This is a genomic window from Chromobacterium haemolyticum DSM 19808 (assembly GCF_000711885.1).
Lineage (GTDB): Bacteria > Pseudomonadota > Gammaproteobacteria > Burkholderiales > Chromobacteriaceae > Chromobacterium > Chromobacterium haemolyticum.
The window spans coordinates 191,821-218,352 of record NZ_JONK01000005.1; the positions used below are offsets into that span (position 1 = coordinate 191,821).

The 26,532-nt window shown below is 62.4% G+C and carries 30 protein-coding genes and 1 pseudogene; 21 read left to right on the top strand and 10 right to left on the bottom strand.

From position 1 onward, the window contains the following. Positions 1-71: 71 nt before the first annotated feature. From fliS to BR71_RS04630, 11 genes are all read left to right on the top strand, one after another. Positions 72-464, top strand: coding sequence for a flagellar export chaperone FliS (fliS, locus tag BR71_RS04580; protein ID WP_019103737.1), 393 nt, complete (start codon positions 72-74; stop codon positions 462-464). Continuing rightward, positions 451-738 carry a hypothetical protein gene (locus BR71_RS04585; RefSeq protein ID WP_019103738.1) on the top strand — a complete coding sequence of 96 codons (288 nt, stop codon included), beginning with the start codon at positions 451-453 and terminating at the stop codon, positions 736-738. The genes fliS and BR71_RS04585 overlap by 14 nt, the downstream gene beginning before the upstream one ends. Further along, a complete protein-coding gene (locus tag BR71_RS04590; protein ID WP_052370331.1) occupies positions 735-1,736 on the top strand; it encodes a flagellar hook-length control protein FliK in 1,002 nt (333 codons plus the stop codon). The genes BR71_RS04585 and BR71_RS04590 overlap by 4 nt, the downstream gene beginning before the upstream one ends. 17 nt (positions 1,737-1,753) lie before the next feature. Continuing rightward, positions 1,754-2,197: a hypothetical protein gene (locus BR71_RS04595; protein WP_043633268.1), complete on the top strand. Its 444-nt coding sequence runs from the start codon at positions 1,754-1,756 to the stop codon at positions 2,195-2,197. 6 nt (positions 2,198-2,203) lie between these two features. Further along, positions 2,204-2,896 carry an RNA polymerase sigma factor FliA gene (locus BR71_RS04600; protein WP_043633271.1) on the top strand — a complete coding sequence of 231 codons (693 nt, stop codon included), beginning with the start codon at positions 2,204-2,206 and terminating at the stop codon, positions 2,894-2,896. Between the two features lie 17 nt (positions 2,897-2,913). After that, complete coding sequence (gene motA, locus BR71_RS04605; protein ID WP_043633272.1) at positions 2,914-3,780, top strand: flagellar motor stator protein MotA; 867 nt, start codon at positions 2,914-2,916, stop codon at positions 3,778-3,780. Between the two features lie 13 nt (positions 3,781-3,793). After that, positions 3,794-4,777 carry a flagellar motor protein MotB gene (locus BR71_RS04610; protein ID WP_043633605.1) on the top strand — a complete coding sequence of 328 codons (984 nt, stop codon included), beginning with the start codon at positions 3,794-3,796 and terminating at the stop codon, positions 4,775-4,777. A 223-nt stretch (positions 4,778-5,000) separates the two neighbouring features. Continuing rightward, entirely contained in the window at positions 5,001-5,693 is a 693-nt protein-coding gene (locus BR71_RS04615) for a Crp/Fnr family transcriptional regulator (RefSeq protein ID WP_043633274.1), read from the top strand. Positions 5,694-5,818: 125 nt separating this feature from the next. After that, positions 5,819-6,088, top strand: coding sequence for a flagellar biosynthesis anti-sigma factor FlgM (gene flgM / locus BR71_RS04620; protein WP_043633276.1), 270 nt, complete (start codon positions 5,819-5,821; stop codon positions 6,086-6,088). Further along, a complete protein-coding gene (gene flgN / locus BR71_RS04625) occupies positions 6,089-6,514 on the top strand; it encodes a flagellar export chaperone FlgN (RefSeq protein WP_043633278.1) in 426 nt (141 codons plus the stop codon). Then, a complete protein-coding gene (locus BR71_RS04630; protein WP_043633280.1) occupies positions 6,495-7,205 on the top strand; it encodes a glucosaminidase domain-containing protein in 711 nt (236 codons plus the stop codon). The genes flgN and BR71_RS04630 overlap by 20 nt, the downstream gene beginning before the upstream one ends. A 528-nt stretch (positions 7,206-7,733) precedes the next feature. Here the strand turns inward: BR71_RS04630 and BR71_RS04635 are convergent. The 3 genes from BR71_RS04635 to BR71_RS04645 form a co-directional block, all read right to left on the bottom strand. Then, complete coding sequence (locus tag BR71_RS04635; RefSeq protein ID WP_043633281.1) at positions 7,734-8,141, bottom strand: VOC family protein; 408 nt, start codon at positions 8,139-8,141, stop codon at positions 7,734-7,736. 187 nt (positions 8,142-8,328) lie between these two features. Beyond that, positions 8,329-9,507 carry an MFS transporter gene (locus BR71_RS04640; protein ID WP_043633283.1) on the bottom strand — a complete coding sequence of 393 codons (1,179 nt, stop codon included), beginning with the start codon at positions 9,505-9,507 and terminating at the stop codon, positions 8,329-8,331. A 15-nt stretch (positions 9,508-9,522) separates the two neighbouring features. Further along, on the bottom strand, positions 9,523-10,257 hold the full coding sequence (locus tag BR71_RS04645) for a hypothetical protein (RefSeq protein WP_043633285.1): 735 nt from the start codon (positions 10,255-10,257) through the stop codon (positions 9,523-9,525). A 419-nt stretch (positions 10,258-10,676) separates the two neighbouring features. Between BR71_RS04645 and BR71_RS04650 the strand changes: the two genes are divergently transcribed. The 7 genes from BR71_RS04650 to frdD all read left to right on the top strand — a co-directional run bounded on the left by BR71_RS04650 (position 10,677) and on the right by frdD (position 17,595). After that, positions 10,677-11,228, top strand: coding sequence for a GNAT family N-acetyltransferase (locus BR71_RS04650; protein ID WP_043633286.1), 552 nt, complete (start codon positions 10,677-10,679; stop codon positions 11,226-11,228). Positions 11,229-11,420: 192 nt separating this feature from the next. Further along, complete coding sequence (locus BR71_RS04655; RefSeq protein WP_043633289.1) at positions 11,421-12,746, top strand: methyl-accepting chemotaxis protein; 1,326 nt, start codon at positions 11,421-11,423, stop codon at positions 12,744-12,746. 195 nt (positions 12,747-12,941) lie between these two features. Then, a complete protein-coding gene (locus BR71_RS04660) occupies positions 12,942-14,267 on the top strand; it encodes an anaerobic C4-dicarboxylate transporter (RefSeq protein WP_043633291.1) in 1,326 nt (441 codons plus the stop codon). Between the two features lie 13 nt (positions 14,268-14,280). Next, positions 14,281-16,065 (top strand): fumarate reductase (quinol) flavoprotein subunit, encoded by a 1,785-nt coding sequence (frdA, locus tag BR71_RS04665; RefSeq protein ID WP_043633292.1) that lies wholly within the window; start codon positions 14,281-14,283, stop codon positions 16,063-16,065. Next, on the top strand, positions 16,062-16,838 hold the full coding sequence (locus BR71_RS04670) for a succinate dehydrogenase/fumarate reductase iron-sulfur subunit (RefSeq protein WP_341860346.1): 777 nt from the start codon (positions 16,062-16,064) through the stop codon (positions 16,836-16,838). Before frdA ends, BR71_RS04670 begins: the two co-directional genes overlap by 4 nt. Next, the gene (locus BR71_RS04675) at positions 16,835-17,233 is read left to right on the top strand and encodes a fumarate reductase subunit C (protein ID WP_043633295.1); all 399 of its coding nucleotides are present in this window, start codon (positions 16,835-16,837) and stop codon (positions 17,231-17,233) included. Before BR71_RS04670 ends, BR71_RS04675 begins: the two co-directional genes overlap by 4 nt. Then, the gene (gene frdD / locus BR71_RS04680; RefSeq protein WP_081575903.1) at positions 17,230-17,595 is read left to right on the top strand and encodes a fumarate reductase subunit FrdD; all 366 of its coding nucleotides are present in this window, start codon (positions 17,230-17,232) and stop codon (positions 17,593-17,595) included. The genes BR71_RS04675 and frdD overlap by 4 nt, the downstream gene beginning before the upstream one ends. Positions 17,596-17,669: 74 nt before the next feature. Here the strand turns inward: frdD and BR71_RS04685 are convergent, their stop codons facing one another. Next, positions 17,670-17,918 (bottom strand): hypothetical protein, encoded by a 249-nt coding sequence (locus BR71_RS04685; protein WP_043633299.1) that lies wholly within the window; start codon positions 17,916-17,918, stop codon positions 17,670-17,672. A gap of 120 nt (positions 17,919-18,038) precedes the next feature. Then, entirely contained in the window at positions 18,039-18,932 is an 894-nt protein-coding gene (locus BR71_RS04690; protein WP_043633304.1) for a LysR family transcriptional regulator, read from the bottom strand. A 109-nt stretch (positions 18,933-19,041) separates the two neighbouring features. Between BR71_RS04690 and BR71_RS04695 the strand changes: the two genes are divergently transcribed. Next, a complete protein-coding gene (locus BR71_RS04695) occupies positions 19,042-20,430 on the top strand; it encodes an MFS transporter (protein WP_043633306.1) in 1,389 nt (462 codons plus the stop codon). Next, the gene (locus BR71_RS04700) at positions 20,427-20,825 is read left to right on the top strand and encodes a hypothetical protein (RefSeq protein WP_043633309.1); all 399 of its coding nucleotides are present in this window, start codon (positions 20,427-20,429) and stop codon (positions 20,823-20,825) included. The genes BR71_RS04695 and BR71_RS04700 overlap by 4 nt, the downstream gene beginning before the upstream one ends. A 6-nt stretch (positions 20,826-20,831) precedes the next feature. Here the strand turns inward: BR71_RS04700 and BR71_RS04705 are convergent, their stop codons facing one another. Further along, complete coding sequence (locus BR71_RS04705; RefSeq protein ID WP_081545755.1) at positions 20,832-22,028, bottom strand: phosphatidylinositol-specific phospholipase C; 1,197 nt, start codon at positions 22,026-22,028, stop codon at positions 20,832-20,834. A 237-nt stretch (positions 22,029-22,265) separates the two neighbouring features. After that, the gene (locus tag BR71_RS24455) at positions 22,266-22,427 is read right to left on the bottom strand and encodes a hypothetical protein (protein WP_162179187.1); all 162 of its coding nucleotides are present in this window, start codon (positions 22,425-22,427) and stop codon (positions 22,266-22,268) included. Here BR71_RS24455 and BR71_RS23320 point away from each other — a divergent pair. Further along, positions 22,395-22,508 (top strand): annotated as a pseudogene (locus tag BR71_RS23320) (lactoylglutathione lyase); the annotation flags it as partial. The gene BR71_RS24455 and the pseudogene BR71_RS23320 sit on opposite strands and share 33 nt — an antisense overlap. A gap of 55 nt (positions 22,509-22,563) precedes the next feature. On the opposite strand, the gene BR71_RS04715 reads toward BR71_RS23320, so the two are convergent. The 3 genes from BR71_RS04715 to BR71_RS04725 form a co-directional block, all read right to left on the bottom strand. Then, complete coding sequence (locus tag BR71_RS04715) at positions 22,564-24,192, bottom strand: methyl-accepting chemotaxis protein (protein WP_043633316.1); 1,629 nt, start codon at positions 24,190-24,192, stop codon at positions 22,564-22,566. A gap of 236 nt (positions 24,193-24,428) precedes the next feature. Then, positions 24,429-24,980: a hypothetical protein gene (locus BR71_RS04720; RefSeq protein ID WP_043633319.1), complete on the bottom strand. Its 552-nt coding sequence runs from the start codon at positions 24,978-24,980 to the stop codon at positions 24,429-24,431. A 190-nt stretch (positions 24,981-25,170) separates the two neighbouring features. Further along, entirely contained in the window at positions 25,171-26,409 is a 1,239-nt protein-coding gene (locus BR71_RS04725; protein WP_081862548.1) for a colicin-like pore-forming protein, read from the bottom strand. Positions 26,410-26,532: the final 123 nt, after the last annotated feature.

Sequence of the window (26,532 nt, forward strand, 5' to 3'; positions counted from 1 at the left end):
GGCTTGGCCGCATTGAATTCGGCGGGAGGGACAACCTCCCGCCTATTGATTTAGAACAGGAGCACGACAACGTGGATTACGACGCCTACCGCAGCTATCACGCGGTCAATCTGGAAGCGCAGACCCACTCCGCCTCGCCGGTGCAGTTGGTGCTGGTGCTGTTCGACGGCCTTCTGGAAGAAATGGCGCGCGCGCGCGGCCATCTGGAAAACCAGCGCTACGAGCAAAAGGGCGAGAGCATCAGCAAGTGCATCAACATCCTCAACGGCCTGTCCAGCGCGCTGGACTTCGACTCCGGCGGCGAGGTGGTCACCAATCTGGCGCGGCTTTACGACTACTGCGCCTACCGGCTCTACCACGCCAGCGTGAACTTGGACGTGGCGGCGCTGGACGAGGCCGAGCAGCTGCTGATCAAGCTCAAGGGCGGTTGGATAGGCGTGCGGGACCAGCATGAAGCCGCCTGAGCCGGCCGCGCTGGAAGCCGCCATCCGCCGCGCCTGCGCCGAGCGCGACTGGGAGCGCCTGGCCGCGCTGGACCAACTATTGGCGGAACTGCTGCGCACCCAGCCTCAGGCGCTGGACGCGGCCGCGCGCGCCGCCTTGCGCGCCGCCTACCGCGACGCGCTGGAGGTCTGCCGCGCAGACTCCGCGGAACTGCAAGAAAAAATCGCCGCGCTGAGCCATCAGCGCGAAGCGCAAATCGCCTACGCCGAAGTCAGTGACTGGAATCAAGCATGAACGTATCCTTGCCCCCCAATCTTCTTGCCGGCGGCGCGTCAACGTCCGCCGACGCCGCGCCGGCCGATCCCTTGCTGGACCCGAACGCGGCGGCGCCGGATTCCGGCGGCGATTTCGCCAGCGCCTTGCTGGCCAGCCTGATGGACGGGCAAAGCGCCGCGCAGGCGGTCGACGCCGACGCCGAGGCCCCCGCGGGCGACGAAGCCAAGGCGGAGAAGCCGGCCGCGCAGCCCGGCGTCCTCGTCGCCCAGCCTCTGCCGCTGATGCCGGCTGCGCCGCAGCCGCCGGCCCTTGCGCCTCAGGCCGGAGCGCCGGCGCAAGCCGGCGTGGATGCGGCCGCGCGCGTCGCCACGGCGGCGACGTCGCGTCAAACCGCAGAGGCGGCGATGCCGTCGGACGCCTTGTCCGCCGCGATCAATACCCTGGCGCCGCTGCCGGCCAAGCCGGCCGGCGAGCCCCAGGCCGGCCGCGAACTCCCGACGCCGGCGCAACCCGCTTCGCCGCTATTGGCCGCCATTGCGCCGCAGCCGCAGGACAAGGCCGGCGCGCCGCTGCCGGAATGGGCGCCGATCAAGCTGCCGACGGAGCAGCCGGCCAAGTGGGGCGACAAACTCAGCGCCGCGCTGGGCGAACGTCTGCAAGTGCAAAGCAGCCACGGCATGGACCGCGCCCTGATCCGCCTGGACCCGCCGTCGCTGGGCTCCCTGGAAATTTCCATCCGTCACGAAGCCGGCGCGCTGCAAGTGCAGTTGACCGCCTCGCACGGTGAAGTGGTGCGGCAGCTGCAAGCCATCGGCGACGCGCTGCGCCAGGATCTGTCCAACCGCCAATACACGCAGGTGGCGGTGGACGTGCGCGAAGGCGCGCCGGGGCAGGGCGGCCACGGCCAGCAGCGTCAGGAACGCCAGGGGCAACAGCAGCCGCAACGCGCGCCGGGCCGGGCGCTGGCGGAAGCGGGGCAGGGTGATGGACAAGGCTTCTGGCTGGGCCAGAGCTGAGCAGCGGAAGCACAAGCATGAACAGAAACATCGTAGTGATTTTGATCGTGGCCATCGCGGCGGCTTTGGCCGCCGGCGGCGGCGCTTGGTGGTGGCTGAGCGCCCGCGCGCCGCAGGCCGCGGCGGCGCCCAAGCCGGCGGCGGCGCCGGATGCGCGCTTCGTCAGCATGGACAAGGTGATCGTAATGCTGCGCGGCGGCGAATCCGCCACCCGCTTCATGGCGGTGGACCTGGTGTTCCGCAGCAATGAAAAGCAGGAGTCCGAAGTCAAAGCCCAACTGCCCTTCCTGAAAAGCATCGCTGTGCGCGCGCTCTCGGAGCTGCCGGCGGACAAGGCGCTGGCGATGAGCATAGACGACTACCAGCGCTTGCTGGCCAAGGCCTATGCCGGCGGCTTCCTGCGCGAGCGCCGCGACGCGCCGTTCAGCGAGGTGATGGTTAGCAAGTTGATCATCGAGTAAGCCGCTATGTACGCCTGTTACGACGAGGCCCCGGTCAGCGCCGGCGGCGAAGCCGAGGCGCTGCGCCAGTACGCCCACCTGGTCAAGCGGGTGGCGCGTCAGCTGTCGTCCCAGGCCGGCGGCGTGTTTGATCGCGAAGATATGGAGCAGGTGGGGCTGATGGCCTTGCTGGAGAGCCTGCGCCGCTATGGCGAGCCGGACGACAAGTTCGCCGGCTTCGCCATTTTGCGCATCCGCGGCGCCATTCTCGACGAACTGCGCCGGCTGGACTGGCGGCCGCGCTCGGTGCGGCAGGAAGCGCACCGCGTGCGCGACGGCCTGCGCCTGCTCAGCCGCAAGCTGGGGCGCGAACCCAGCGAGGCGGAGGCGATGCAGCTGTTGGGACTCAGCGCCGAGGCCTATCAGGAAGCGCTGCTGGCGGACAACGCCGAAGCGCTGTCCAGCTTCGACGAACTGATGGCCCAGGGGCTGGAGCCGGCGGCGGAAGACAATCCGGAGCGGCGGCTGGCGCTGAAAAACGCGTTGACCGTGGCCTTGCAGGCGCTGACCCCGCGCGAGCAGCAAGTGATCCAGCTGTATTACGAATTTGAACTGAGTCTCAAGGAGATCGCGGCGGTGCTGGCGCTGACCGAAGCCCGCGTCTGCCAGATCAACAAGAGCGCTCTCAAAAAAATGCAGGCTCGCCTACAAGCGGCCTGAGTCCGAGGAAAGAAAACATGCAGCAATTATTCGGCATTCTGATCGTGCTGGTTTGTGTCTTTGGCGGCTTCATGCTGCATGGCGGCATCATGTCGGTGATCTGGCAGCCGGTGGAGCTGCTGATCATTTGCGGCGCCGCCGTCGGCGCCATCGTGCTGGGCAACCCGCAGCACGTGCTCACGGAAATGGGCGGCCAGATCAAACGCGTCGGCATGCGCAAGAAATACGACGCGGAATTCCAGCGCCAGCTGCTGCTGCTGATGTACGAATTGCTGATTACCGCCAGCCAGGGCCTGAAAGCGCTGGACGAACACGTGGAGGCCCCGCGTCAAAGCCCCTTGTTCAATCGCTACCCGCTGGTGCTGGAGGAACCCAAGCTGCTGGCCTTCATCGTGGACAACTTCCGGCTGATGGCGATGGGCAAGATCAACGCCCACGAACTGGAAAGCGTGCTGGATCAGGAACTGGACGCGATTCATGAAGAACTGAACCAGCCATCCAAGTCGCTGCACAAGATCGCCGAGGCGATGCCGGGCTTCGGCATCCTGGCCGCGGTGCTAGGCATCGTGATGGCGATGAACAGCGTCAGCCAGGGCGCCACCGCGGGCGAGATCAGCGAGAAAGTGGCCGCCGCCATGGTGGGCACCTTCATCGGCATCTTCTTCTGCTACGGCGTGCTGGACCCGCTGTCCAACATGATGCACCAGCTGGTCAAACAGGAGCTGTCCAACTACGAATCGGTGAAAGTGGTGTTGACCACCCACGTATCCGGCAAGCCGCCGCTGCTGGCCATCGACGCCGGCCGCCGCCTGGTGCAACTGAACACCAAGCCCAGCTTCTCTCAGCTGGAAACCTGGATCAACGCGCTGGAAGGCGTGAACTAATCGGATGGCGGGCATGGCGAATAAACCCAATCGTGAGCATGAAGCCGCGGTGATCAAGAAGGTGTCGCGCCGCCAGGATTCCGAAGGGCACGGCGGCGCCTGGAAAGTGGCGTTCGCTGACTTCGTGCTGGCGCTGATGTGCTTGTTCCTGGTGTTGTGGGTGCTGGCCGCGCGCGATCAGGAAAACCTGCAGCAATTGCTGACCGCGGGCGGTGGCAGCCCGCTGAAGGCAGGCGGCTCGCGCAGCATCGAACACACCGGCACCCCGCCGGGCAGCCTGATCCCGCGCGATCCGATTCCGGGCCAGCCCACCACCACCACCAAGGCGGACTCCATGCTGCAGGAGAGCAACAAGGTGGCCAAAAAGACCTTCGACGGCCAAGGTCAGCGCAGCCTGGACAGCGTGGCGGACCTGGAAAAGCTGGCCGGCTTGCTGGCCAAAATGAGCCAGGACGCCGGCTTGGCAAGCAATCTGCAGACCGTGGTCACGCCTTATGGTTTACGGGTGATGCTGCACGATACCGACAATCAGGGCATGTTCGAGCGCGGCAGCGCCATCGTAGAGCCGCGCTTCAAGCGGCTGCTGCATGAAATGGGCGATATGTTCAGCCATATCGACAATCAATTGCTGATTGTCGGACATACGGACGCCGCGCAATACCGTACCGCCGGCTTCGGTTCGTTTTCGAACTGGGGCTTGTCCAGCAACCGCGCGATGGCGGCGCGGCTGCACTTGCTGGAAGGCGGCATGAACGCCGCGGGCATCCTGCAAGTGGTGGGCATGGCGGACCGGGCGCCGCTGGACGCCACGCATCCCTTGGCCGCTTACAACCGCCGCATCGAGCTCTTGGTGATGACCAGCAAGCAAGCGCAGGCGGTGGTGGCCATGTTCGGGCCGCCGGGGCAGAGCGGCAATCGCGAGGCCAGTGTTGTAAGTTCGCCACTACAGAAATCCGATCTGGATAGCGCGCTGCAAGATAGCCTAACTACCCGATGAACTTTTATTTTTTTGGGTTCGAAACAAAAGCCTGATTCGTTTCAGGCTTTTTTTATGTGTGTTTTTTCACACTTTTGTTAACCGCTAATATTATAATCCGCACCTGATTAATAAAAATTCGAGCGAAAGACTCGGATGATGTTGACAAAAAAAGACGCCAAAAGGCGGCAAACATCTGCGGGAAAGTCGATTCAATCGCAAGACTATCGGGGACGACGTGGTCATGAATGAAAACCACAATATCAAAGCCTTGTTAAGAGGCACACATTTGTTCGGACATCTGGACAATGACAAGCTGGACAAAGCGCTGGAGCTGGCCGAAAGCCGCCGCTTGAGCAAGGGCGAGGTGCTGTACAACGAAGGCGACAGCGCCAACGAGGTCTACCTGCTGGCCAGCGGCTGCATGCAAGTCTTTGTTTCGGATGGGCTCAGCAAAAAATATATTCTGCAAATCTGCGCCTCCGGAGAGCTGATCGGCATGGTCGGCTTCATCGACAGCGGCGAGCGCAGCTCTAATTGCGCGGCGGACGAGGACAGCCACCTGCTGGTGTTCAGCCGCGAGAGCCTGATGCAGCTTTTCGACACCGAAGACGGCCTGCCGCACAGCCCGGAGGCCCGCACCCGCATCATGTGCCATCTGGTGCAAGTGGTGCGCCGTATGTCCAACAAGGCCAAGAACCTGGCACTGATGGACGTGTACGGCCGCGTGCGCATCCTGATCAATCAAATGCTGGAAGAGCAGGACGGCGACGAGATGGTGCTGAAAAAGCAGCTGACCCAGCAGGAAATCGCCGACCAGATCGGCTCTTCCCGCGAGATGGTGGCGCGCATCCTGAAGGAACTGGTGTTTGGCCGATATATCCGTCTGGAAAACCGCCGCATTGTCGTTCTGAAAATGTTACCGGTAAATTTTTAAGTTTTTTTCCAGACTGTCGCCTTGAAGGGGTGAGGGCGGGCCGCAAAGCCCGCCCCGAGCGGCCGCGCAACGCGGCATCAAGCGCCCCAGCCGCTCGCACAGCCAACCCAGACGGATTTCAAACTATGCAAATCAACTCGACCTCGTCGCAACGCCGCGAACTGGCGGTCGGCGGCCAGAGCGCCGCCGCGGAAACGCCGGCCCGCGCGCCCGCGGCCGCCGCCACGCCCGCCGCGAGCCAGGACATGGCGCCGGCGGTGGCGGAGCTGCGCGCGCTGCCGGACATCGACATGAAACGGGTGGAAGAAGTGCGCGCCGCGCTGGCGCGCGGCGAAGTGCGCTTCGACGCCGCCCGGCTGGCCGACCTGGTGGAGCAATATCACCGGAGCCGCTGAATGAATCGCGAGCAAGCCTTCAAACAACTGCTGGCCACTGTGGGGCAGGACCTGCAAGGCTACGGCCGCTTGGAACAACTGCTGGAACAGCAGTTCGCCGCGGCGCTGGAGCACCAGGCCGAAGCGCTGCGACAACTGGGCTCGGACATCGTCGCCCAGTGCGACGCCCTGCAGGCCAGCCGCGATCAGCGGCTGCAACTGGCCGGCCAATTGCTGGGCGCGGGTCGTGCCGCCTCGATGGACGCGGTGCTCAAGCTCTTGCCCGCCGCCGCGGAGCAAGCCTGCCGTCAGCGCTGGAATGCGCTGGTGGAGCAGATCCGCCTGTGCCAGACCCTGAATCTGCGCAATGGCCAACTGCTGCAACAGCAGCAGGACCTGATGAACCGCGTGCTGAATGGAGACAGCGATGTTTACTGTGCGCAATGACATCAGCGCCGGGCCGGACTTCGGCGCCGATACCGTCGCCTTGCCGCTGATGGGCCAGGGCGGCGGGGGCGGCGAGCGTTTCGCCGACCAATGGAGCAGCCAGCTGCACGGCGAGGTGCGCGACTTCATCGAAAACGGTTCGGACAGCTGGGCCAGCCTGTCGCCGGAAGGCGCTTGGGCGCGTCAGCGCGTCCAGGACGCCACGCTGGGCGGCAGCATGCCCTACGGTGCGGATCGGGAAGCCTTTCTCGACAGCATCGCGCCTTACGCGCAGCAAGCCGCCGCCAAGCTGGGCGTGGCGCCGGAGTTGGTGTCCGCGCACGCGGCGCTGGAGTCCGGCTGGGGTCAGCATCCGCTGCTCCGCGCCGACGGCGGCAGCAATCACAATCTGTTTGGCATCAAGGCCGGCAAGGGCTGGCAGGGCGAAGTCACCCGCGCCTTGACCACCGAGCATGTGGATGGCCGTGATGTGAAGCGGACCGAAAGCTTCCGCGCGTATTCCGGCTTGCAGGACGCATTCGCCGATTACGCGCAGTTGCTGGCCGGCAACCCGCGTTACCGCGGCGCGTTGGGCGTGGGCGGCAACGCCCAGGCTTTTGCCCAGGCGCTGGCTCAAGGCGGTTACGCCACGGATCCGGGCTATGCGGACAAGCTGCGGAAAGTGGCGGCGGGCATTCAGGCGCGCAAATAGCCCTGAACGCGGACTCACGCAACAGAAACCCCTGAACGCGCAGCATGCTTCAGGGGTTTTTTATATTTGCCGCGCGCGGCCGGTTGTGCGGCGAATAAAGACCACTGACGATGTTTAATACCAATTCAATGCCAGTTTGAATTTCGGTATTTACTCCAAACGATTGTTTGAATTAAGTCGGCCAGGGGTGGTGGATTAAATGCCCTATTAACAAAGCGGTCTAGACTAGAGTATTTATGTCTAAATAAAAAAATCAAAACCAGTAATATTTAAAACCGCCGCCCATGCTGGAGGAGAGACCAAGCAGAGATGGATTCCACTAGAACTATCAGCCTCCGGCGGGCAAGGAGGCGCAACGCAGGATCAGGGGTTTTGTTAGCGGGTCTAAGAGCCTGTTCAAAGTCTCGCGAGCAAGGACGAGACAAGGCGAAAACGAGCGAAAAAGCGGAATGTACACAGTGGTACATGAGCATTTTGAGCTTGTTTTTAACGCCGTATCGCTGAAGCGCAGCAGACTTTGCACAGGTTCTAAGGGCAGGACGGGCCTTTCAGCTCCACCACATTGCCTTCCGGATCCTGCAGGTATAGCGAGGGGCTCTCGCCTTCGGCGCCGTAGCGCTGAGCGGTTTCCCCTGCGCTCAGGCCGTGCCGGGCCAAGTGGGCGCGTATCGCATCCTCATCGAAGGGGTCCACGCGGAAGCAGAAGTGATCCAGGTTACGGCCTTCCGCGGAAGGCGCGCGGCCGCCTGCCCGTCCCAGAGGCCCATCCACCGGCACCAGGTCCAGCAGCGAATGGCCGGCGCGCAGTTGCACCAGCCCCAAGTCCTCGCGCCGACGTTCCACGGTGCAGCCCAGCACCTCGCCGTAAAAGCGTTCCATCTTCGCCAAGTTGCTGACCCGCAGCACGATATGATCAATTTCCCGAATGACGATCATGACAATTCCTTAGTTAAACGGCATTTTGTTTTGTATTTGTCATGATTTGTCCGGCCGGCGAATTTGCAAGCCGATGCCGAAATTGTATTTCTCAATGCCGGCGATAGGTTTGAAACCTGTTCAAAGCCTTGAGAGTCCGGGCAGGATGGGGCGCACTTACCGTGTGAGGTTGGGTTTTGAGCCGCCTTCAGGAAGGGTTGGCGCTTGCCGGCCGCAAGCCCGGTCCGAAGGGCAGCAACAACAGCGCGCCGGCCAGGGTCAAAAGCCCGGTGGCGGCGCAGAACCAGGCGATGGGTCTCGGCTCGCTGCTCAGGCCCAGCAGCAGGGAAGCTGAAAAAATGCCCAGGTTCAGCAAGCTGGCGTGATAAGAATTGAGGGTGCCGCGATAGCGTTCGGACAGCGTGCTGAGGCGCGCGTGGTGCAAGGGCCCGGCGCAGCCGTAGCCGAAGGCCCAAAGACTGCCGGCCAGCGCCAACTGCCACAAAGCGGCGAGGGGCAGCAGGAAGGACAAGATGCCCAGCGCGGCCGCCAGCGCCGCCGCCGGCAAGGCCGCCTCGCCCAGCCGCCGTTGCAGCGGGGGGCCGCACAGATTCCCCAGCACAACCACCAGGCCGAAGCCGCCGGCGAGCAGACCGCCGCCGGTGGAGCTGAGGGTGAGTTTGCGCGCGGCCACCTCGGCCACTACGGCGCCGAAGCCGGCCACCCAGCCCAGCCACAGATAGCTGACGCACAGCCGCCGCCGCGCGCCGGGTGTGCGCCAGGCGCCGGCCAAGGTGGACAGAAAGCCGCTGTCCGCCGTCAGGCGGCCGCCGTCGGCGCGGAACAGCCGCCGCACCGCGGCCCATGCCAGCAAACCGGCCGTGGCCAGCGCGTAATAGCTTGCCTGCCAACCCGCGGTATCCGCCAGCCTTCCGGCCAGCGCCGGGGTCAGCACGAAGGCCAGCATCAAGCCGATGAAGACTTGGCCCAGCCTTTGGCCAAGCTGGGCGCGAGGGGCCAGGTCCGCCACCAGCGCCAGCGCGTTGGGCTGGATCACCGCCGCGCACAGGCCGCTCAGCGCGGACAGCGCGACGGCCGCGTTCAGGTTGGGCGCGACGGGCAGCAGCGCGCAGCACAAGGCGAAGCCGAGCAGGCCCAGTTGCAACGGGGGTTTGCGGCCGACGCGGTCGGACAGCGGGCCGGCCACCAGCGCGAACACGCCGTAGCACAGTCCGTAAGCGGCGGGCAGATAGGCTATGGCGCTGGAAGGCACGCCGAAATGGCGGCCCATCAAGGCCATCATCGGGCCGGCCGCTACTTCGGCCGAGCCGATGATGAACATGCAGCAGAACAAGGCGCCCAGTTGGGGGCGGCTTATGCTGACCATGCGCGCCCGGAAGAATCAGAAGAAATGAATCTCAAGCCGGATATCCTCGATATATTGCCAATCTATGCCGTACCGGCGGTAGGCGTCCGGATCATAGACGCCGTCATCGTAAGCGTCGTTGGGATCAATGGACAAGCCGGCGCAAATGTAGCGGCGCAGATAGTCGTGGTCGCTGGGCACGATGGCGGCCTTGCCGCCGCTCGACACGTCGAGAATATAGTTGATGTCGCCCACCTGATAACGCTGAATCAGGGCCTCCGCCTGGCTAAAGCCGATGTCGGCCAGCAGGTCGGCGGCAAAGCGGTTGGCCCCCACCTCGAAGGACACCCGGTCCTTGCGTTTCTGCGCCGTCATCGGCGGCGGCTGATCCAGGCCGCTGCCCTGTCCTGCGGTTTCGTAATAGTGCAGCGCCGTCTGCACCCCGCGCAGATCGTAAATATAGTCGTAGCGCTTGATGTTCTTGCGCTTGGCCGCGCAGATGAAAATATAATGCCCCAGGCTGTGCAGGATCATGAAGGCGCGCGAGGCCGGCGACACCCCGCGCGAAAAGCGGATCTCGCGTCCCTTGATGATGGTTTTGATATTGAACGGATGAGCGTCGGTTTCGGAATACTCCAACTGATACCGCTGTTGCAACTTGGCTTGCAGCCGTTGCAACTCCTGGGTGGACATCATGGCCAGCACTTTTTCGATCTGAGCGTCGATGTTTTCGACGACAGGATCTTCCAGTACGGCTTGGTCTAGATTCATGGCGAGGCTCCTTCGCAAGTTGGGGTCGATCAAAGAGCGAGCCTGTGCCGCTCGGCGCGCAGGCGCGGCGGCTGAATATTTGTCCTGTCGCATTATGACGAAGCCTGGCTGATAAGGCGCCGGCCGAAAGGCTAGTTTCAACACCGTTTTCACTCCCTCCCGCCACCGCTCTCGGATGATGCGCGCAAGGCAATGCAGGGCTTCTTCTCCGGCGATAGCCCGCACATCCCGGCGGCTTTTAGCCTTCGCCTGCCGGCATGAATATCTGGGCCCGTCCCGGGGCTCCGCCCGCATATCGACTTTCTATTGGCGAGCTATCTTCTAGAATGGAGTGCGGTCTTCCGCTCTACACAATAAAGCGCGACCCGGTCCACTCGCTTGCAGGCGTGGGGCCGGTCCCCTCATTTCTGGTGCTCGTGATGAATGTGATACCCCCGCCGTCTATCGATATGCAGGGCTTCAGCCTGCGTCCAATGGAAATGCTGGATATTCCTGACTGGTACGATTATCTGCGCCTGCCGGAGGTGGCGCAGCATCTGCGCTGGGTGCTGCAGTCGGCGGCGGATCTGGCGCCCTTGGTGCAGGCCTATCGTTCCGATGAACCGGGCGCGCCGTTGCGGCTGGCCATTGTGGACGATGATCTGGGATGCTTGGCCGGCTCCATTGGTTTTGACGCCGTCTGGCCGGCGGACCGCAGCGCGGAAATCGATTTCGATCTGGCGCCGGCCTATTGGGGGCGCGGGCTGGGCCTGGCGGCCTGCAAGGCGGTTACGGCTTGGGCGTTTGGCGGTTGTCGCTTGTACCGGGTGCAGGCGGTGTCGCGCGACGGCAACCGGCGCGCCGAGCAATTGCTGCGCGGCTGTGGTTTCCAGTACGAGGGGCTGCTGCGCGCATATCGTCAGGTACGAGGCGAGCCGTGCGATTTCAGGATGTTCTCGCGGCTGGCCACCGATCCGGATGCGCAGGGCTGAGCGACTAGCCTGGTTTTTCCTCCTGCCGCCGCCGAAAGGCGGCTTGTTTTTTTGTGAAGCCCCGGCATTTTGGCTACCGAGGCGTGGTAAGTGTTTTTACGGTTTGACATTGGCATGGGTGGTTTTGTAAATAAAAGTGTGGGGGACGAGCGCTGACGGTAAGAACTAAGACTCGAGCGGAAGGGTTGCTGCATGTTCAATATGGCCTTGAAACGCAAATTGCAGGACACGGTGGCGGAGCTGCATAAGCAGCAAGGCGTGTTGCAGGCGATTGACCGTTCAATGGCGGTGATAGAGTTTTCTCCGGACGGCGTGGTGCGCTCCGCCAACGCCAATTTCGAAGCGGTGATGGGCTACCGCGCCAGCGAGGTGATAGGCCAGCATCACCGGCTGTTTTGTCCGGCGGAGTTTGTGAGCAGCCCTGAGTACGGCAACTTTTGGAGCCGGCTGCGGCAGGGGCATTTCGTCAGCGACCGCTTCAAGCGCGTGACCAAGAACGGGGATATCGTGTGGTTGGAGGCCAGCTACAACCCGGTTCGCGACGAAGCCGGCCAGGTGACGGCGGTGGTCAAGTTCGCGCTGGACGTGACCAAGTCGGTGCAGGCGGAACTGGAAGCGCGCAATACGATGAAGGCGGTTAGCCGTTCGATGGCGGTGATCGAGTTCTCCGTCGACGGCATTGTGCTGCGCGCCAACAGCAATTTCCTGAACACGGTGGGCTATAGCGAGCAGGAAATCATAGGTCAGCATCACCGGGCTTTCTGTCCGCCTGAATACGTGCACAGTCCTGCCTATGCCGAGTTGTGGCAGCGGCTGAACCAGGGCATCTTCATCGCCGGCAAGTTTGAACGCCGCGACAAGCAGGGCCGGCCCATCTGGCTGGAGGCCAGCTACAACCCCATCGTCAACGACGAGGGGCAAGTCTACAAAGTGATCAAGTTCGCGCTGGACATCACTGAGGAAGAAGAGGCCGCGCAGCGCGACCAGCACCTGGTGAAAGAGGCGCACCGCTTGTCCGCCGCGTCGGACGCGGCCTCGTCCGACGGCTTGGCGGTGATCAAGGACACCATAGGCGAGATGAGTCTGATCGCCAACAGCGCAGAGCGCTCGGTCAAGATCATCGAGGATCTTGACTCCAAGACTTTGCGCATTACCTCCATCGTCAACACCATTCACGAGATTGCCGACCAGACCAATCTGCTGGCCTTGAACGCGGCGATCGAGGCGGCGCGTGCCGGGGAGCAGGGCCGCGGCTTCGCGGTGGTGGCGGACGAGGTGCGCAAGCTGGCCGAGCGCACCAACGCCTCCACCAAGGAAGTGGCCGGCATGATAGACGACATCCGCAACGGCACCTCGTCCGCCAGCGAGAGCATCCATGAAATGCAGGTCAAGGCGCGGATGGGCGAGGAGCACGCCGGCGTGGCCAGTACCTCCATTGATCAGATTCGCAGCAGCACCGCCCAGTTGAGCGAGGTGGTAAGTCATTTTTCGGCGGTGCAGGGACAGAAAACACTTTAAGAATCTGTTCAAGGGCTATCTTGCTTAGCCGTTATCAAGGTTGGTAGAGCAGGCGGGAAGCCTTGGAGCACAGGCTGCGCTCAATGCCAATGGTCTGTTTTGGAATCGTTGTGGGCCGGACTTGATCAAGGTCTATTAGCCGATGCTGTTAATCCCCTATAACAGCGGAAAACAATGGCTAATAGGGACAAGATCATGTGGGTTTTCTGGATACAATTCGCGCTGCTGCTGACGGCGATACTGATGGGCATACGCCGAGGCGGCGTGGCCTTGGGCATGATAGGCGGGCTGGGCGTGGCGGTGCTGTGTTTCGTGTTCCGCGTGGCGCCGGCGGAGCCGCCCATCACCGTGATGCTGATCATTCTGGCGGTGGTCACCGCCTCGGCCACGTTGCAAGTGGCCGGCGGCCTGGATTTCCTGGTGCAGCAGGCGGAGCGGCTGATGCGCCGCCATCCGCAGCAAATCACCTTTCTGGCGCCGCTGTCCACCTTCCTGCTCACCATGTGCGTGGGCACCGGTCACGCGGTGTATTCGCTGCTGCCGGTGATCGCCGACGTTTCTCTCAAAACCCGCATCCGCCCGGAACGGCCGATGGCCATGGCCAGCGTGGCCTCGCAAATGGGCATCACCGCCAGCCCGGCGGCGGCGGCGGTGACCTCGCTGCTGGCGATGACCGCCCATAGCGGCCAGCCGCTGACCCTGTGGCAAATCCTGATGGTGACCGCGCCGGCCGGCCTACTGGGCGTGTTGGCAGCCGCATGCTGGAGCCTGCGCCGCGGCGTGGAGCTGGACCGCGATCCGGAATTCCTGGCTCGGATGCAAGATCCGAACTTCCGCGCCTCGGTGGAACAATCCGTCACTACCCTGGACAAGACGCTGCCGGCGGCGGCGCGGCAATCGGTGGCGCTGTTCTTCGCCGGCATCTTCGTCATCGTGCTGCTGGCGTTGTTTCCGCAATGGCTGCCGGTGAGCCAGGGCAAGCCGGTGCCCATGACCACGGTGGTGCAGTTCGTGATGCTGGCCTTCGGCGCCTTTATCCTATTCCGTTCCAACGCCAAGGCGGCGGTCATCGCCCGCTCCGAGGTCTTCACCGCCGGCATGATCGCCGTGGTGTCCATCTTCGGCATCGCCTGGATGAGCGATACCTTCGTCAAGGCCAACGAGCCGCTGCTGGTGGCCAATATCAAGGCCATGGTGGCCTACGCGCCGTGGACCTTCGCGCTGGCGATGTTCGCGGTGTCCGCCTTCGTCAAAAGCCAGGCCGCCACGCTCACCATCATGGTGCCCTTCGGTCTGGCGCTGGGCCTGAGCCCGCACCAGCTGCTGGCCATCATGCCCTCCTGCTACGCCTATTTCTTCTTCGCCTTTTATCCCAGCGACCTGGCGGCCATCAATATGGACCGCAGCGGCACCACCCGCATCGGCAAGTATCTGCTCAACCACAGCTTCATGATGCCGGGGCTGATAGGAGTGGGGGTGTCCACGCTGGCGGCGTACGGATTGACGCATTTGTACTTCTAAGTGAGGAAAGCTTGTGGAAACTTACCAAGCAGACATTGTGATCGTGGGAGCGGGAGGCGCGGGCTTGCGCGCCGCCATCGCCGCCGCCCAGGCGGACCCGGAGCTGCGCATCGCGCTGGTGTCCAAGGTCTATCCGATGCGGAGCCACACCGTGGCGGCCGAAGGCGGCTCCGCCGGGGTCAAGCAGGCACACGACAGCTTCGATGCCCATTTCAACGACACCGTGTCCGGCGGCGACTGGCTGTGCGAGCAGGACGTGGTGGAATACTTCGTGGCTCAATGCCCTGAGGAAATGGTGCAGCTGGAACACTGGGGCTGCCCGTGGAGCCGCAAGGAGGACGGCAGCGTCAATGTGCGCGCCTTTGGCGGCATGAAGATAGAGCGCACCTGGTTCGCCGCCGACAAAACCGGCTTCCACATGCTGCACACCCTGTTCCAGACCTCCATCCGCTTCCCGTCCATCCGCCGCTTCGACGAATACTTCTGCGCGGATCTGATCGTGGAGGACGGCGAGGCGCGTGGCGTGCTGGCCATCGACATCGCCAGCGGCGACAGTCTGCTGATCGAAGCCGGCGCGGTGGTGATGGCCACCGGCGGCGCCGGCCGGGTGTTCCGCGAGAACACCAACGGCGGCATCGTCACCGGCGACGGCATGGCGCTGGCCTACCGCCACGGCGTGCCGCTGCGCGATATGGAATTCGTCCAATACCACCCCACCTGCATGCCCGGCACCGGCCTGTTGTTCACCGAGGCCTGCCGCGGCGAAGGCGGCCTGCTGGTCAACAAGGACGGCTACCGCTATCTGCAGGATTACGGCCTGGGGCCGGCGGAGGACAAGCCGCGCAACAAATTCATGGAGCTGGGCCCGCGCGACCGCCTGAGCCAGGCCTTCTGGTACGAGCAGCAACAGGGCCGTACCGTGGAAGGCCCATGGGGCTCCGCGGTGTATCTGGACCTGCGCCACCTGGGCCACGCCAAGCTGCGCGAACGGCTGCCGCAAATCTGCGAGCTGGCGGAGGAATTCCTGGGCATAGACCCGGCCAAGGCGCCGATTCCGGTGCGCCCGGCGGTGCACTACACCATGGGCGGCATCCTGGTGGACGGCCGCTGCGCCGCGCCCATGCCCGGCCTGTTCGCCGCCGGCGAATGCTCCAGCGTGGGCATCCACGGCGCCAACCGCCTGGGCTCCAACTCGCTGGCGGAGCTGTCGGTGTTCGGCAAAGTGGCCGGCGAAGAAGCCGCTCGCTGCGCGCGATCGCGCCGTCCCGCGCGGCGCGAAGCGCTGCAAAAGCAGGCCGAGGCCGCCGAGGCGCGCCTTCACGCGCTGCGCGCGCGCGAAGGGGGCGAACGCATCGCCGAACTGCGCCGCGAAATGGCGGAAACCATGGAAGCCGGCTGCGGCATCTACCGTTTGGAAGCCTCGATGCAGGCCACCTGCGACAAGCTGGCGGAGCTGAAACAGCGCTTCCGCAATGTGCACGTGGAAGACAAATCCAGCGTCTGGAACAGCGACTGGCTGCTGGCCATCGAGCTGGGCTATCAGCTGGACGTGGCCGAGGCGATGGCGCATTCCGCGCTGCAACGCCGCGAATCGCGCGGCGCCCATCAGCGGCTGGACGGCTGCGAACAGCGCGACGACCTCAACTTCCTCAAGCACAGCCTCGCCGTCTACCAGGGCGCGGACGCGCCGCGCATAGACTACGGCGCGGTGAAGATCACCAAATCGCAGCCGGCGGTGCGCGCCTACGGCGCAGCCGGCCTGGCGGCGGAAGCCGCGGCCAAGGAGGGCAAGGCATGAGCGAACACACCATGACCAGACACACGATGACCGCTCAGACCAAGACCATCGCGGTGATGCGCTACCGGCCGGAGCAGGACAGCGAGCCGTGGCTGCAACACTTTGAAGTGCCGTACCGCGACGACATGTCCGTGCTGCAGGCGCTGCAATACATCCGCGATTACCTGGACGGCGGCCTGGCCTTCCGCTGGTCCTGTCGCCAGGCGATTTGCGGCAGCTGCGGCATGATGGTGAACGGCGTGCCCAAGCTGGCCTGCAAGACCTTTCTGCGCGACTACCCGGGCGTGGTGCGCATTGAGGCGCTGAACCACTTCCCGATAGAGCGCGATCTGGTGGTGGTGCTGGACGACTTCATCGCCAAGCTGGAAAGCATCCAGCCCTATATCGTGCCCAAGGAAGACAAGCCGCTGTCCGACGGCGAATACCTGCAAACCCCGGCGCAGATGGATTGGTACGCCCAGTTCAGCAGCTGCATCAACTGCCTGCTGTGCTATGCCGCCTGCCCGCAATACGGCTTGGACGACAAGTTTCTGGGGCCTGGCGCCATCGCGCTGCTGCACCGCTACAACATGGACAGCCGCGACGGCGCGGCCGAAGAGCGGATGGAACTGTTGGCCGCGCAGGAGGGCGTGTTCAACTGCACCGCGGTGGGCTATTGCTCCGAGGTCTGCCCCAAGATGGTGGACCCGGCCAATGCGGTGAACCTCAACAAGACAGCGGTAGCCAGGGATTACTTCCTGCGCTTCGCCCGGCCCAAAGGAGCTTGTAAATGAACAAGCGAAAACCGTATGTCCGGCCAATGGAAGGCTGGTGGCGCAAGAACCCTTACTTCATCGAGTACATGGTGCATGAAGGCACGGCGCTCTTCGTCGCCGGCTACGCGCTGACCCTGCTGTGCGGGCTGTGGCGGCTGAGCCAGGGGGAGGCGGCCTGGAACGGCTTTGTCGCCGCGCTGCAAAGCGCGCCGGCCCTGCTGCTGCACGCGGCGGCGCTGCTGATGATCGCCTACCACAGCTACACCTGGTTCAAGATCATGCCGCGCACGCTGCCGCCGTTGATGCTGGCCGGGCGGCGGGTATCCGCGCTGGCCATCACCGCCGGCGGCCTGGCCGCCGCCGTGGTGTGCTGTGCCGCTTTGTTGATGCTGGTATGGGGGATGACGGCATGAAACCGGGACTGAAACGCTCTCACGCGCCCATCTTCTGGGGCTTGTTTGGCGCCGGCGGCATGCTGGCCGCCTTGTTCGGGCCGATGCTGGTATTCATCACCGGCATCGCCGCGCCGTTGGGCTGGCTGCCTGACGGCGCCGCTGATTACGATACCCTGCGCGCGTTGGCGCAAAGCCTGATCGGCAAGGCGGTGCTGTTTGGCCTGATCGCTCTGCTGCTGTGGCACGCGGCGCACCGCATCTACCACAGCCTGCACGATGTCGGCGTCCACGGCGGACCGTTGGCCAAGGCCTGCACCTATGGGGTGGCGGCGCTGGGCACGCTGGCGGCGGCGGGGTTGTTGTTGGCGGTGGGGTTCTGAGCTCTCATTGTTTTGAGTTGAAACCACCTTGGCAGGGAGGCGCTTGGCGGTGTCGCCCATGCCTGGGGTGGGAGTTAGCGCACCGAGATCAAGAGCATCCAGAACAGGGGAAACAGCAAAAACAACAGCGTGAGCCCGAACTGGGCTCCGGCCGTGCGCCGGCGCAGCAGCCAGAACACCAAGCAAGTCAGCGCCAGCCAGAATGCGATGGCGAACAGTGCCAGATTGACCATGAAGGCGCCCATGCTGCCCATATCGGCCAGACAGAATTCGGACAAGAGCAAAAGGGCGGGCAGGAGCGAGGCAGCGCGGAGGTAGGACATTCGAGTGGCTTCTTGGGGGTGACGCGGGCATTTTGCATCAAGGTCGCCATTTTGCCCACCGTTCCGCGCGTGCCGGCATGAACGCGGTGCCCAGTGCCGGAGCAATGACCGGGACGTCCGCTAGCCCGCCACCTCGCGCTCGCGCAAAAAATCGATAAAGGCCCGTACCTTGGCCGGCAGGTGGCGGGTACGCGGGTAGAGCGCGTGAATGCCTTGCTGCGGGAATGTGTGATCGGGCAACAAGCGGCATAGCCGGCCGGCCCGCAGATCGGCGTTGACCAGCCAGTCCGGCAGCAGGGCGACGCCGAGGCCGGCCAATGCGTAGGCGCGCAGGATGGACGCGCTGTCCGAGCTCAGCCGCGCCGGGTGCGGCGGGAGCCAGGATGTCTGGCTCCCGTCCGGCGTGTCCACCAGCCAGGGCGGGGCGTGCTTGAGCCGGCTGTGTCCCAGCCAGGGCAGCCGGCCCAGCGCGGCCAGGTCGCCGGGCTGTTCTTGTGTCAGCAAGGCCGGCGCCGCCACCGGGAAAATATCGAAGCGGGCCAAGGGCACCGCGTGCAGCTCGGCCTCGGGCAAGCTGCCCAGGCGGATGGCAATGTCGAAGCGCTCGGCGATCAGATCTGCATGCAGCGAGGACGTGGACAGCTGCACCTGTAGCGCCGGGTGCAGCTGGGCGAAGGCCTGAATCGCCGGCGCGATCTTGGCCAGGCCGTATTCCAGCGTGGCGGTGACGCGCAGCGCGCCGCTGAGCTCTCCATGTTCGGCGCGGGCGTCGTCTATCGCCAGCCGCGCCTGCTCCAGCATATCGGCGCAGCGCTGGTAAAAGCGCGCGCCGGCGTCGGTCAAGGCCAGGCTGCGGGTGTTGCGGATCAATAGCGCGACGCCGACTTCCTGCTCCAGGCGCTTGATATTGAAGCTGACCACGGCGCGGCTCTGGCCCAGCGCCGCGGCGGCGGCGGTGAAGGAGCCGGCGTCCACCACGGCCTTGAAGGTTTCGAAACGGTCCAGACTGACCATGGCATTGCCTGTTATTGTCAAAAATAGTTTGACAGTTTAGGCGGGATTGGCGGGTTTTTCCATGTGCTGGCGCTGACTATACTCGGCCGCTTTACCGTGGAGGCCGCCGATGCCGCTCCGTTTGAAACTGACCCTGGTGTACCTGCTCGGCTTTGCGCTGGACCTGATCAATATGTTCATCGTCAGCGTCGCCTATCCCGACATCGGCCGCGATTTGCAGGCCTCGCTGGCGCAACTGGCCTGGGTGGGCAACGCCTATATGCTGGGCCTGACCCTGGTGATTCCGCTCAGCGTCTGGCTGGCCGGCGCGTATGGCGAACGGCGGGTGATGCTGCTGTCCCTGGCGCTGTTCATGACGGCCAGCGCGCTGGCGGGCAGTGCCGGGTCGATCGAGGCCTTGATAGGCTGGCGCGCGCTGCAGGGCCTGGGCGGCGGCCTGCTGATTCCTATCGGCCAGGCCATGGTTTACCGGCACTACCCGCCGGCGCAGCGCGCTCGGCTCACCGCCTGGATCATGAGCGTGGCGCTGATCGTGCCGGCGTTGTCGCCAGCGCTGGGCGGCCTGCTGGTGGACATGCTGTCCTGGCGCTGGGCACTGCTGGCCAGCCTGCCGCTGGCCTTGCTGACTTTGCTGTTGGCGGCCGCCTGGCTGCCGCGCGGGGACGTGGCGGCGCGGAGCGGCGCCTTGGACGGCTCCGGCCTGATGCTGGTGGCGCTTGGCATGAGCGCGCTGCTGCTGGCCTTAGGCTGGTTGGGCGAAGGCGGCCATGGGCCGCGCGGCGTCGTCGCGTTGGCATTGGCGGCGCTGGCCCTGGCGGCCTATGCGCGCGGAGCCGCCGGCAAGGCCGAGCCGGTGCTGAAGCTGGCGCTGCTGCGCGGGCGTTTGCTGCGCACCGCCATGCTGGTGTATCTGTTCGTGCCCGGCGTGTTCATGGGCGTCAGCCTGGCGGCGATGTTGTATCTGCAGGAGGTGCTCAAGCTGGGCGCGGCGCGGACCGGCGCGCTGATGTTGCCCTGGGCGCTGGCCTCGGCGCTGGCCATTAGCCTGACCCGTCTCGCTTTCAACCGTCACGGCCCCAAGCCCTTGCTGCTGCTGGGCATGGCGGTGCAGAGCGCCGGCATTCTGCTGTTGGCAGTGGGCGCCAGCCGCTATGGCGGGCTGATGGCCGCTTACGGCCTGATGGGTTTCGGCGGCAGCTTGTGCAGCAGCGCCGCGCAAAGCGCCGCCTTTCTGGATGTGGCTGAGACCGAACTGCGGCAGGCCAGCGCGCTGTGGAACATCAACCGCCAATTCAGCTTCGGCCTGGGCGTGGCCGCAATCAGCATGCTGTTGAACGCCTTGGGCGGCGGCGCCTCCGTGGCCGTCGTCCAGGCCTACCAAGCCTGTTTCTTCATTGCCGCCGGCCTGACCCTGGCGCCGGCGGTGTTCGTGCTGCGCATCCACACCCCGGCGGTGCTGGCCCTGCTGCGGCGCCCCCACTCAGAGAGAACGTCATGACCGACCAAAATCCTTATTTCGACGAAGTGATTGCCGCGCATATCGCTATCCGGCAATGGTTTGCCGGCCCGGCGGACGCCGCCGCGCTGGCGGCCTTGATGGCGCGTTTCTCGCCGCGCTTCACCATGGTGGCGCCCAGCGGCGCGTCATTGGACCTGGACGCGCTGAGGCGGCTGTTCGCCGCAGCCGGCGGCGGCAAGCCCGGCCTGGATATCGTGGTGGATCAACTGGCGCTGCTGGACTGGCACGCCGGCGGCGCGACGGTGGCTTATCGCGAAGCGCAATATCAGGGCGGCTGGTTAAGCAGCCTGCGGCTTGCCACCGCGGTGTTTGAACACGATGAGGCCGGGGCGCCGCGCTGGCGGCATTTGCAGGAAACCCTTTGCCCCGGCTGAGCGCGGTCAATCGCGGCAGGCACTGGCATGGCCCAGGTATTCCCAGTCCCCGTTGCTGGACTGATTGGTGGGGAAATACCAATAGCCGCCGCTCTTGCGGCTGCGGAAATAGTCCACCGTCTTGGAGTAGGGGTTGTCGTAGCGGTAGATGTCGCCCAGAGTGGCGCGGTCACCCGCGCTCCAGCGTTTGCAGGTTTTCAGATTGAGCTGGATCAGCGTGTCGATCAGCCCCGGCCCCGGAAAATCGGCCATCACCATCCCCGCGTAAGCCGGACGCTGGCGCTGGATGTATTCCTGGGTCAGCACATTGCTGCCTTCAAAGGCGATGGTGCAGATGCCGATGAAGCAATTGACGCGAGGGAAATCAGGATAGCTGTTTTTCCAGCCCGGGGTTGTCAGGCCGGTGGCCAGCCGCGGCGCGCCGGTGGCCGGGTTGGAATGGCCGCTGGCGATGAAATAGGGAAAGGAGCCGCCGGAGGCTGTCAGATAATTGATGTAGCCGTTGCCGCGTGGACCCGTATTGGCCTGGTTCAGGTGGGCCTTGATCTTCTCCCATTTGCCGTACAAGTCCCAGTTGGTGGAAACGCTGTACTGGTCCTGGATGTTGTAGGCGCCGTAGGAAATGCCGTAACGCTTGCTGCTGGAGAAGTTCTGCAAGAACACGATTTTGCCGCGCACCTCGCGCAAGCTGGGATTGTTGCTGGCGGGAATGGCGATGTAGCCGCTGTAGCGATTGTAGTAGGACTCGAAAATCTGCTGGAAGGACATTGAGCTGTTTTCCGGCGTGTGTTCTTCCTTGACCCGGACGAAGAGGGTCTCGCTGGGGTTGGCGCGCAGGAAGGCGCTCATGTCGTTGAGCACATCGCCGAACATCGCCTGCTGGAATACCGGGCCGTGATGGATGGCGAAGCTGTTGGCTATGGAACGCAGGCGGATATCGAAAGCGCGCACGCCGGCGTCCAGCTGGGTGCGCAAGGGCAGGGTTTGGGTGGCGACGCTGTCGCCGCCGTAGCGGCTCATGGTGTCGTGAGTGCCGGGCAGCGACAGCTGGCTGACCGTGAGGCCATCGTCCAGCAGGCCCATCCACTTGGGATGGCGGTAGCTGAAGTTGCTGTCGTGGGAATACGCCGAATGGGCATGGGCGAGGACGGCCGGACTGCTTGCGGCCAGGCTGAGCGAAAGCGCGGCGAAAAGAGTTTTCATGATCGGGTCCCAAGTGAAAGGAAGGGCCGGCGTACGGATGCCGGCTGGCCGACCTTACGACGAGATCATGTTATGCCGATTGCGATTTTTGCTCATTGCGCCCATGCCGTTTCCCCGCTTGCCCGGCCTTGTGTGGTTTTTTTGCGCCGGTGCGCAGTCTCGCGGGCAAGAACGAGACTAGGCGTATGGCGGGGAAAGCGGGCGCAGGCGCTAGCGTGGCAGGCATTGAACAGGCTTTTAATCCGTGGCGACGGACTGGATGAAACCGTCGACCAGGGCCGACTCCTGCTGCTTGCGCCAGATGAAGTGAATATCGCTGATCGCCAGGTCCGGCAGCGCGAAGCCGCGGCCCCAGTCCTGGGTGACGGGGTGGCGCGCGAGGCGGAGCGGATGAAGCACGGCCGCACCGTGATCGCCTTTTTGCAGGACCCGGATGGTTACAAGGTGGAATTGATCCAGAAGGGCACCCAGTACGACTGAGCGTGGAGAAGGGCGGGCTCGAGCTTGCCGGGCCCCCCTCGTTTGAAACCGCTTTTTAGAGACGGAAGCGCGCGGTCACGCCCTGCAGGTTTTGCGCCAGCGCGTTGAGCTGGCTGGAGGTGGTGGCCAGTTCTTCCACCGTGGCGCTGTTTTCCTCCGCCATCTGAGATACCCGCTCCATGCTCTGCGCCAGGTTCAGGCTGGCGGTGCGCTGTTCGCTCAGCGCGCTGGTGATGTTGCCGATGGAGTGCACGATGGAGTGAGTGCTGCCTTCAATCTCCTGCATGGAGTCGGTGGCCTGGCTGGCGCCGTCGGACACCGTGCCCACGCTGGACAGGCTCTGCTCCATGCTGCCCACCACCCGGTTGGCGCTGCCTTGGATGGAGCCGATCATCTGAGTGATTTCCTGGGCGGAACTGGCGGTGCGTTCCGCCAGCTTGCGCACCTCGTCCGCCACCACCGCGAAGCCGCGCCCCATCTCGCCGGCGCGCGCCGCCTCGATCGCCGCGTTCAAGGCCAGCAAGTTGGTCTGGTCCGCCACGTCGCGGATCACCGTGACGATATTGCCTATCTTCTGCACTTCCTGAGTCAGGCCCTTCATCTGGTCCGAAGTGGCCGCCACCGAGGACGACACCGATTCGATATTGCCCACCGACGCCTTCACCGCATGGCCGCCGCGGCTGGCCAGATCGCCGGCCATCGCCGCCTGACGGGAAGCTTCGTTGGAGTTGTCCGCCACATGGTTGATGCTGACCGTCAGTTCCTCGATGGTGGCGGCGGCTTCGGACGTGGCCTCGGATTGGCGCTGAGCGCCGTGGGCCACTTGCTCGGACATGCTGGCCAGCTCGTGAGCGGAGTCCGACACCTCGTTGGCGTTTTTCTGGATGCTGGCCACCACCTCGCGCAAGCCCTGGCGCATCTCCTGGATATCCTTGGCCATGGCAATGGCTTCGTCGCGCGCGTCGGGAATCCGCTCATCGTGGCCGGACAGATCGCCCTGCTTGATATTGCGCACCAACTGCGCGGATTTCTTCAGCGGCACCGTCACCAGGTTGGCAATGAACATCGCAATCGACATCGCGGCGATCAAGGCGATCACCGCCACGGTAAGCAGCACCGTCACCGCCTCGCTTTGAGCGGTTTTGCTGGCCTCAATCGACTTTTGCATCAAGTCTTCCTGAAAGTCCGACATCTCTTTCAGCGACTTCAAAAACGCGTTGTTGGCCGGCGCAAAGGTTTTCATCAGAAAGGTTTTGGCTTCCTCATTCTTATTGGCGCGCGCCAAGGCGTACAAGGGTTCAAACTGAGCGCCCAGATGAGTGCTGGCGGCCTTGAGCTTATCAAACAGCTCCTTCCCCTTGGGCGTGGACAGCAGTTTTTCCATCTGGTCCAGATTGGATGCGTTGGCGGCGCGGAGCTCCTCCACCTTCTTGAGATGGGTCTCTGTCTCTTCCGGCGTTTGCACGATGATGGCGTTGCGGATGGAGCGGCCCACGTCCAGCGTGGTGACGCTGATCTTGTTGGCCAGCATGATCTTGGGGTAGCGGTCCTCGGTCACATCGCGGATCTTGTCCCCGATAGTGTTGAACTTCATTATCGCCACCGCCACGATGATGGCGATCAGGACGATCAACAGGCCGAAGCCGGCCAGCAGTTTTTGCTTGACGGTCAACTGGTGCAGCATGGAGCGCTCCCCCGGACAGATATTGTGCCTAATAGTGCCGCGACGCGCCCTGCCAGAGCCGCGGCCTCTTGATGAAACATAGTTGCCGGAATGGGCTAGATCAAACCATGCTTATCGCGCTTATCAATTTTTTGCTGGGGAAGAATGGGGGAGGTCGAAGAGGGCGAGTGGGCGGCGGTGTCATGCCAAGTGAATGGTGTTGGCGGAGGTTTTTGAATCACCCCGCCATTGAAAAATTAGCGGGTTTTTATCAAGTAAATTGGCTGAACAATGAGGCTGATGAAAGTCAAATGTGCAATGAAATAGAACATCATGGCATGGCAAGACGCCAGAAGTGAATAAAGTATCGCGTTGCTAGCTGCTGCTGGAATGATATGACTGCCGGACTCAAGGTTGGATCCGTCAAAATAAGTGATGTACACCATGAAGGCGAGCATTCCACCGATGAGCGCCAGAGAAAGAAAAAATCGTTTCCAATTGGGGGTGTTTAAGTTTTTTATATATAAGTGGAAGTCTTTTTTGAATGCATAAATAAAACCAAGAAAATAGAATGGCGTGCTAAACCTGATGTAAGAAAAAATGACCGTGGCGGTATTGGTGAGTGTTTTGGATTGCATGCCACCCTGGCTGACTAAGCCGATATCAGATAGCCAAGCTCGAGCCGGAGCCAAGAAAGCATCACCCATTTGTTGGGAGATGATGCCGATAAGTAATATGGGGGTTAAGCTGAAAATAATTAAAGGGTGAAAAGTGTGAGTGTATTGGGCTTTTTTTTCCAAGTCTTGCATGATGGTCTTGAGGGTTGAACCGTAAGGTTAAAAGAAGGGTCCGCTACAGGAGTGAATGGTATTTTGCTTAATCGTTATTGTGCTTGCTTGAGTACGGTATGATTGATGGTATGGGGTGGTAAAAAAAGGAGGGCAAGCCCTCCTTTTTGTCAAAATCAACTAGTATTTTTAAATCTGCTCCTGATTGTTGTCAATTGAAAACAACATTATTGATGTTGTCCATCCTCTCCGGAGTAAAGTAAGTGGCGGCAGCCAGATAAGCGGCAATAAGGGTGATGGTGCCGGCGCCTGAAAGGGCAAAGGCTCCTGCTGCCAGAGAGTAAGCAAATGAGAGTGCGTACGCGGCGGCGGCGCTAGCGGCCATGCTTTCAAATTCCAATAGCAGCGGCTTCCAGTCGCCGGTATCAATGCCGCTAAGAATTTTGTCATGAATGGAATCTATTTGCAATGCTTTGCCAGCGTAGCCAAAACCTTTGGACATTTTTTGCATTCTATCGCCAATATCCTTGTAGTCAATGGAACGTACCGCCTTCTTGATGGCATCGAGTTCATGAGGCGCAATTTTCATTTGCGGGTAGTTTTGCATTTTACCCAGCGTTTTCATCGCTTGGTCAAATGGAATTGCGTTTGCATTTTTAATATTGCTACGCAAGATTTTTGATAGGCTGTTGAAGTGCTTTCCAAATTCTCTGGAAGTAATGTCGCCGGCGGTGGCAATGTATTGCAATGAGGCCTTGAGCTCTTGCGCATCCGGCGATACTTGACCGATTCGAGATTGTGCGGCGTAAAAGGTGTTAAATATTTTCAGGTCCCGCTCGGAGAGGTCCATCTGTTTTGCAAACGCCAGTGCGGCAAGGTCATAGCGTTTGTGCTTGCAGTGCGTTGCAATGTCGGGGTTGCTCTTCAGGCCTTTTGAAGATTTGTCCGCATTTAGTGCGTGCAGGCACATTCTTAAGTCGTGCTCAAGTTTGTTCGTGACATTGATGTCTTGAGGAGGCGGTTGTCGCGAGGTACGGTTGGGGGTTGGGTCTATGAGCTGTCTATTGATGGCTAGATCATCCCGGTAGACTTTTGAGATCAAGCCACGGGTGATTTGATCGCCATTTATTTCGTAGTTTTTTAAAAGAAGCTTGGAAAATTGATCAAAACTATCGTAATTGGATTTTGCGATTTTAGGAAAATTTGGCCCGCTCAAGGCCAATAATTTTCTTTCATCTCGGCCTTGATTGAGATGCTTGGCGGTGTTGCTGAATATCACGCACCGTATTTTGCCGCACTCCGGGCAAACGCCTTGATTATCCTGATAGTCACGGACATAGTCCGCGAAGCATGCTGGAATGGTGTAGCCATATGAAGAAGCAGGGGCGGCTTCTCTGAAATCTACAGAGTCTAAAAGCAATATGGGTGGGGTGATAAAATCGTCTTGCATTTTTCTCTTTTCGAAATTGCTGTTTGGAAATTGTTATCTTGGCCAAGACAGAATGATTTTAAACAAACCGCTGTTAATTGACGCGGTGAACTGTTTCAGTTTTATTTTGTGCTTGGTATTTCG

Excerpts from the sequence above, each read along its gene's own strand:
- BR71_RS04585 (WP_019103738.1), top strand. The coding sequence starts at position 451 with ATGAAGCCGCCTGAGCCGGCCGCGCTGGAAGCCGCCATCCGCCGCGCC.
- BR71_RS04590 (WP_052370331.1), top strand. The coding sequence starts at position 735 with ATGAACGTATCCTTGCCCCCCAATCTTCTTGCCGGCGGCGCGTCAACG.
- BR71_RS04595 (WP_043633268.1), top strand. The coding sequence starts at position 1,754 with ATGAACAGAAACATCGTAGTGATTTTGATCGTGGCCATCGCGGCGGCT.
- BR71_RS04600 (WP_043633271.1), top strand. The coding sequence starts at position 2,204 with ATGTACGCCTGTTACGACGAGGCCCCGGTCAGCGCCGGCGGCGAAGCC.
- motA (WP_043633272.1), top strand. The coding sequence starts at position 2,914 with ATGCAGCAATTATTCGGCATTCTGATCGTGCTGGTTTGTGTCTTTGGC.
- BR71_RS04610 (WP_043633605.1), top strand. The coding sequence starts at position 3,794 with ATGGCGAATAAACCCAATCGTGAGCATGAAGCCGCGGTGATCAAGAAG.
- BR71_RS04615 (WP_043633274.1), top strand. The coding sequence starts at position 5,001 with ATGAATGAAAACCACAATATCAAAGCCTTGTTAAGAGGCACACATTTG.
- flgM (WP_043633276.1), top strand. The coding sequence starts at position 5,819 with ATGCAAATCAACTCGACCTCGTCGCAACGCCGCGAACTGGCGGTCGGC.
- flgN (WP_043633278.1), top strand. The coding sequence starts at position 6,089 with ATGAATCGCGAGCAAGCCTTCAAACAACTGCTGGCCACTGTGGGGCAG.
- BR71_RS04630 (WP_043633280.1), top strand. The coding sequence starts at position 6,495 with ATGTTTACTGTGCGCAATGACATCAGCGCCGGGCCGGACTTCGGCGCC.
- BR71_RS04635 (WP_043633281.1), bottom strand. The coding sequence starts at position 8,141 with ATGATCGTCATTCGGGAAATTGATCATATCGTGCTGCGGGTCAGCAAC.
- BR71_RS04640 (WP_043633283.1), bottom strand. The coding sequence starts at position 9,507 with ATGGTCAGCATAAGCCGCCCCCAACTGGGCGCCTTGTTCTGCTGCATG.
- BR71_RS04645 (WP_043633285.1), bottom strand. The coding sequence starts at position 10,257 with ATGAATCTAGACCAAGCCGTACTGGAAGATCCTGTCGTCGAAAACATC.
- BR71_RS04650 (WP_043633286.1), top strand. The coding sequence starts at position 10,677 with ATGAATGTGATACCCCCGCCGTCTATCGATATGCAGGGCTTCAGCCTG.
- BR71_RS04655 (WP_043633289.1), top strand. The coding sequence starts at position 11,421 with ATGTTCAATATGGCCTTGAAACGCAAATTGCAGGACACGGTGGCGGAG.
- BR71_RS04660 (WP_043633291.1), top strand. The coding sequence starts at position 12,942 with ATGTGGGTTTTCTGGATACAATTCGCGCTGCTGCTGACGGCGATACTG.
- BR71_RS04670 (WP_341860346.1), top strand. The coding sequence starts at position 16,062 with ATGAGCGAACACACCATGACCAGACACACGATGACCGCTCAGACCAAG.
- BR71_RS04675 (WP_043633295.1), top strand. The coding sequence starts at position 16,835 with ATGAACAAGCGAAAACCGTATGTCCGGCCAATGGAAGGCTGGTGGCGC.
- frdD (WP_081575903.1), top strand. The coding sequence starts at position 17,230 with ATGAAACCGGGACTGAAACGCTCTCACGCGCCCATCTTCTGGGGCTTG.
- BR71_RS04685 (WP_043633299.1), bottom strand. The coding sequence starts at position 17,918 with ATGTCCTACCTCCGCGCTGCCTCGCTCCTGCCCGCCCTTTTGCTCTTG.
- BR71_RS04690 (WP_043633304.1), bottom strand. The coding sequence starts at position 18,932 with ATGGTCAGTCTGGACCGTTTCGAAACCTTCAAGGCCGTGGTGGACGCC.
- BR71_RS04695 (WP_043633306.1), top strand. The coding sequence starts at position 19,042 with ATGCCGCTCCGTTTGAAACTGACCCTGGTGTACCTGCTCGGCTTTGCG.
- BR71_RS04700 (WP_043633309.1), top strand. The coding sequence starts at position 20,427 with ATGACCGACCAAAATCCTTATTTCGACGAAGTGATTGCCGCGCATATC.
- BR71_RS04705 (WP_081545755.1), bottom strand. The coding sequence starts at position 22,028 with ATGAAAACTCTTTTCGCCGCGCTTTCGCTCAGCCTGGCCGCAAGCAGT.
- BR71_RS04715 (WP_043633316.1), bottom strand. The coding sequence starts at position 24,192 with ATGCTGCACCAGTTGACCGTCAAGCAAAAACTGCTGGCCGGCTTCGGC.
- BR71_RS04720 (WP_043633319.1), bottom strand. The coding sequence starts at position 24,980 with ATGCAAGACTTGGAAAAAAAAGCCCAATACACTCACACTTTTCACCCT.
- BR71_RS04725 (WP_081862548.1), bottom strand. The coding sequence starts at position 26,409 with ATGCAAGACGATTTTATCACCCCACCCATATTGCTTTTAGACTCTGTA.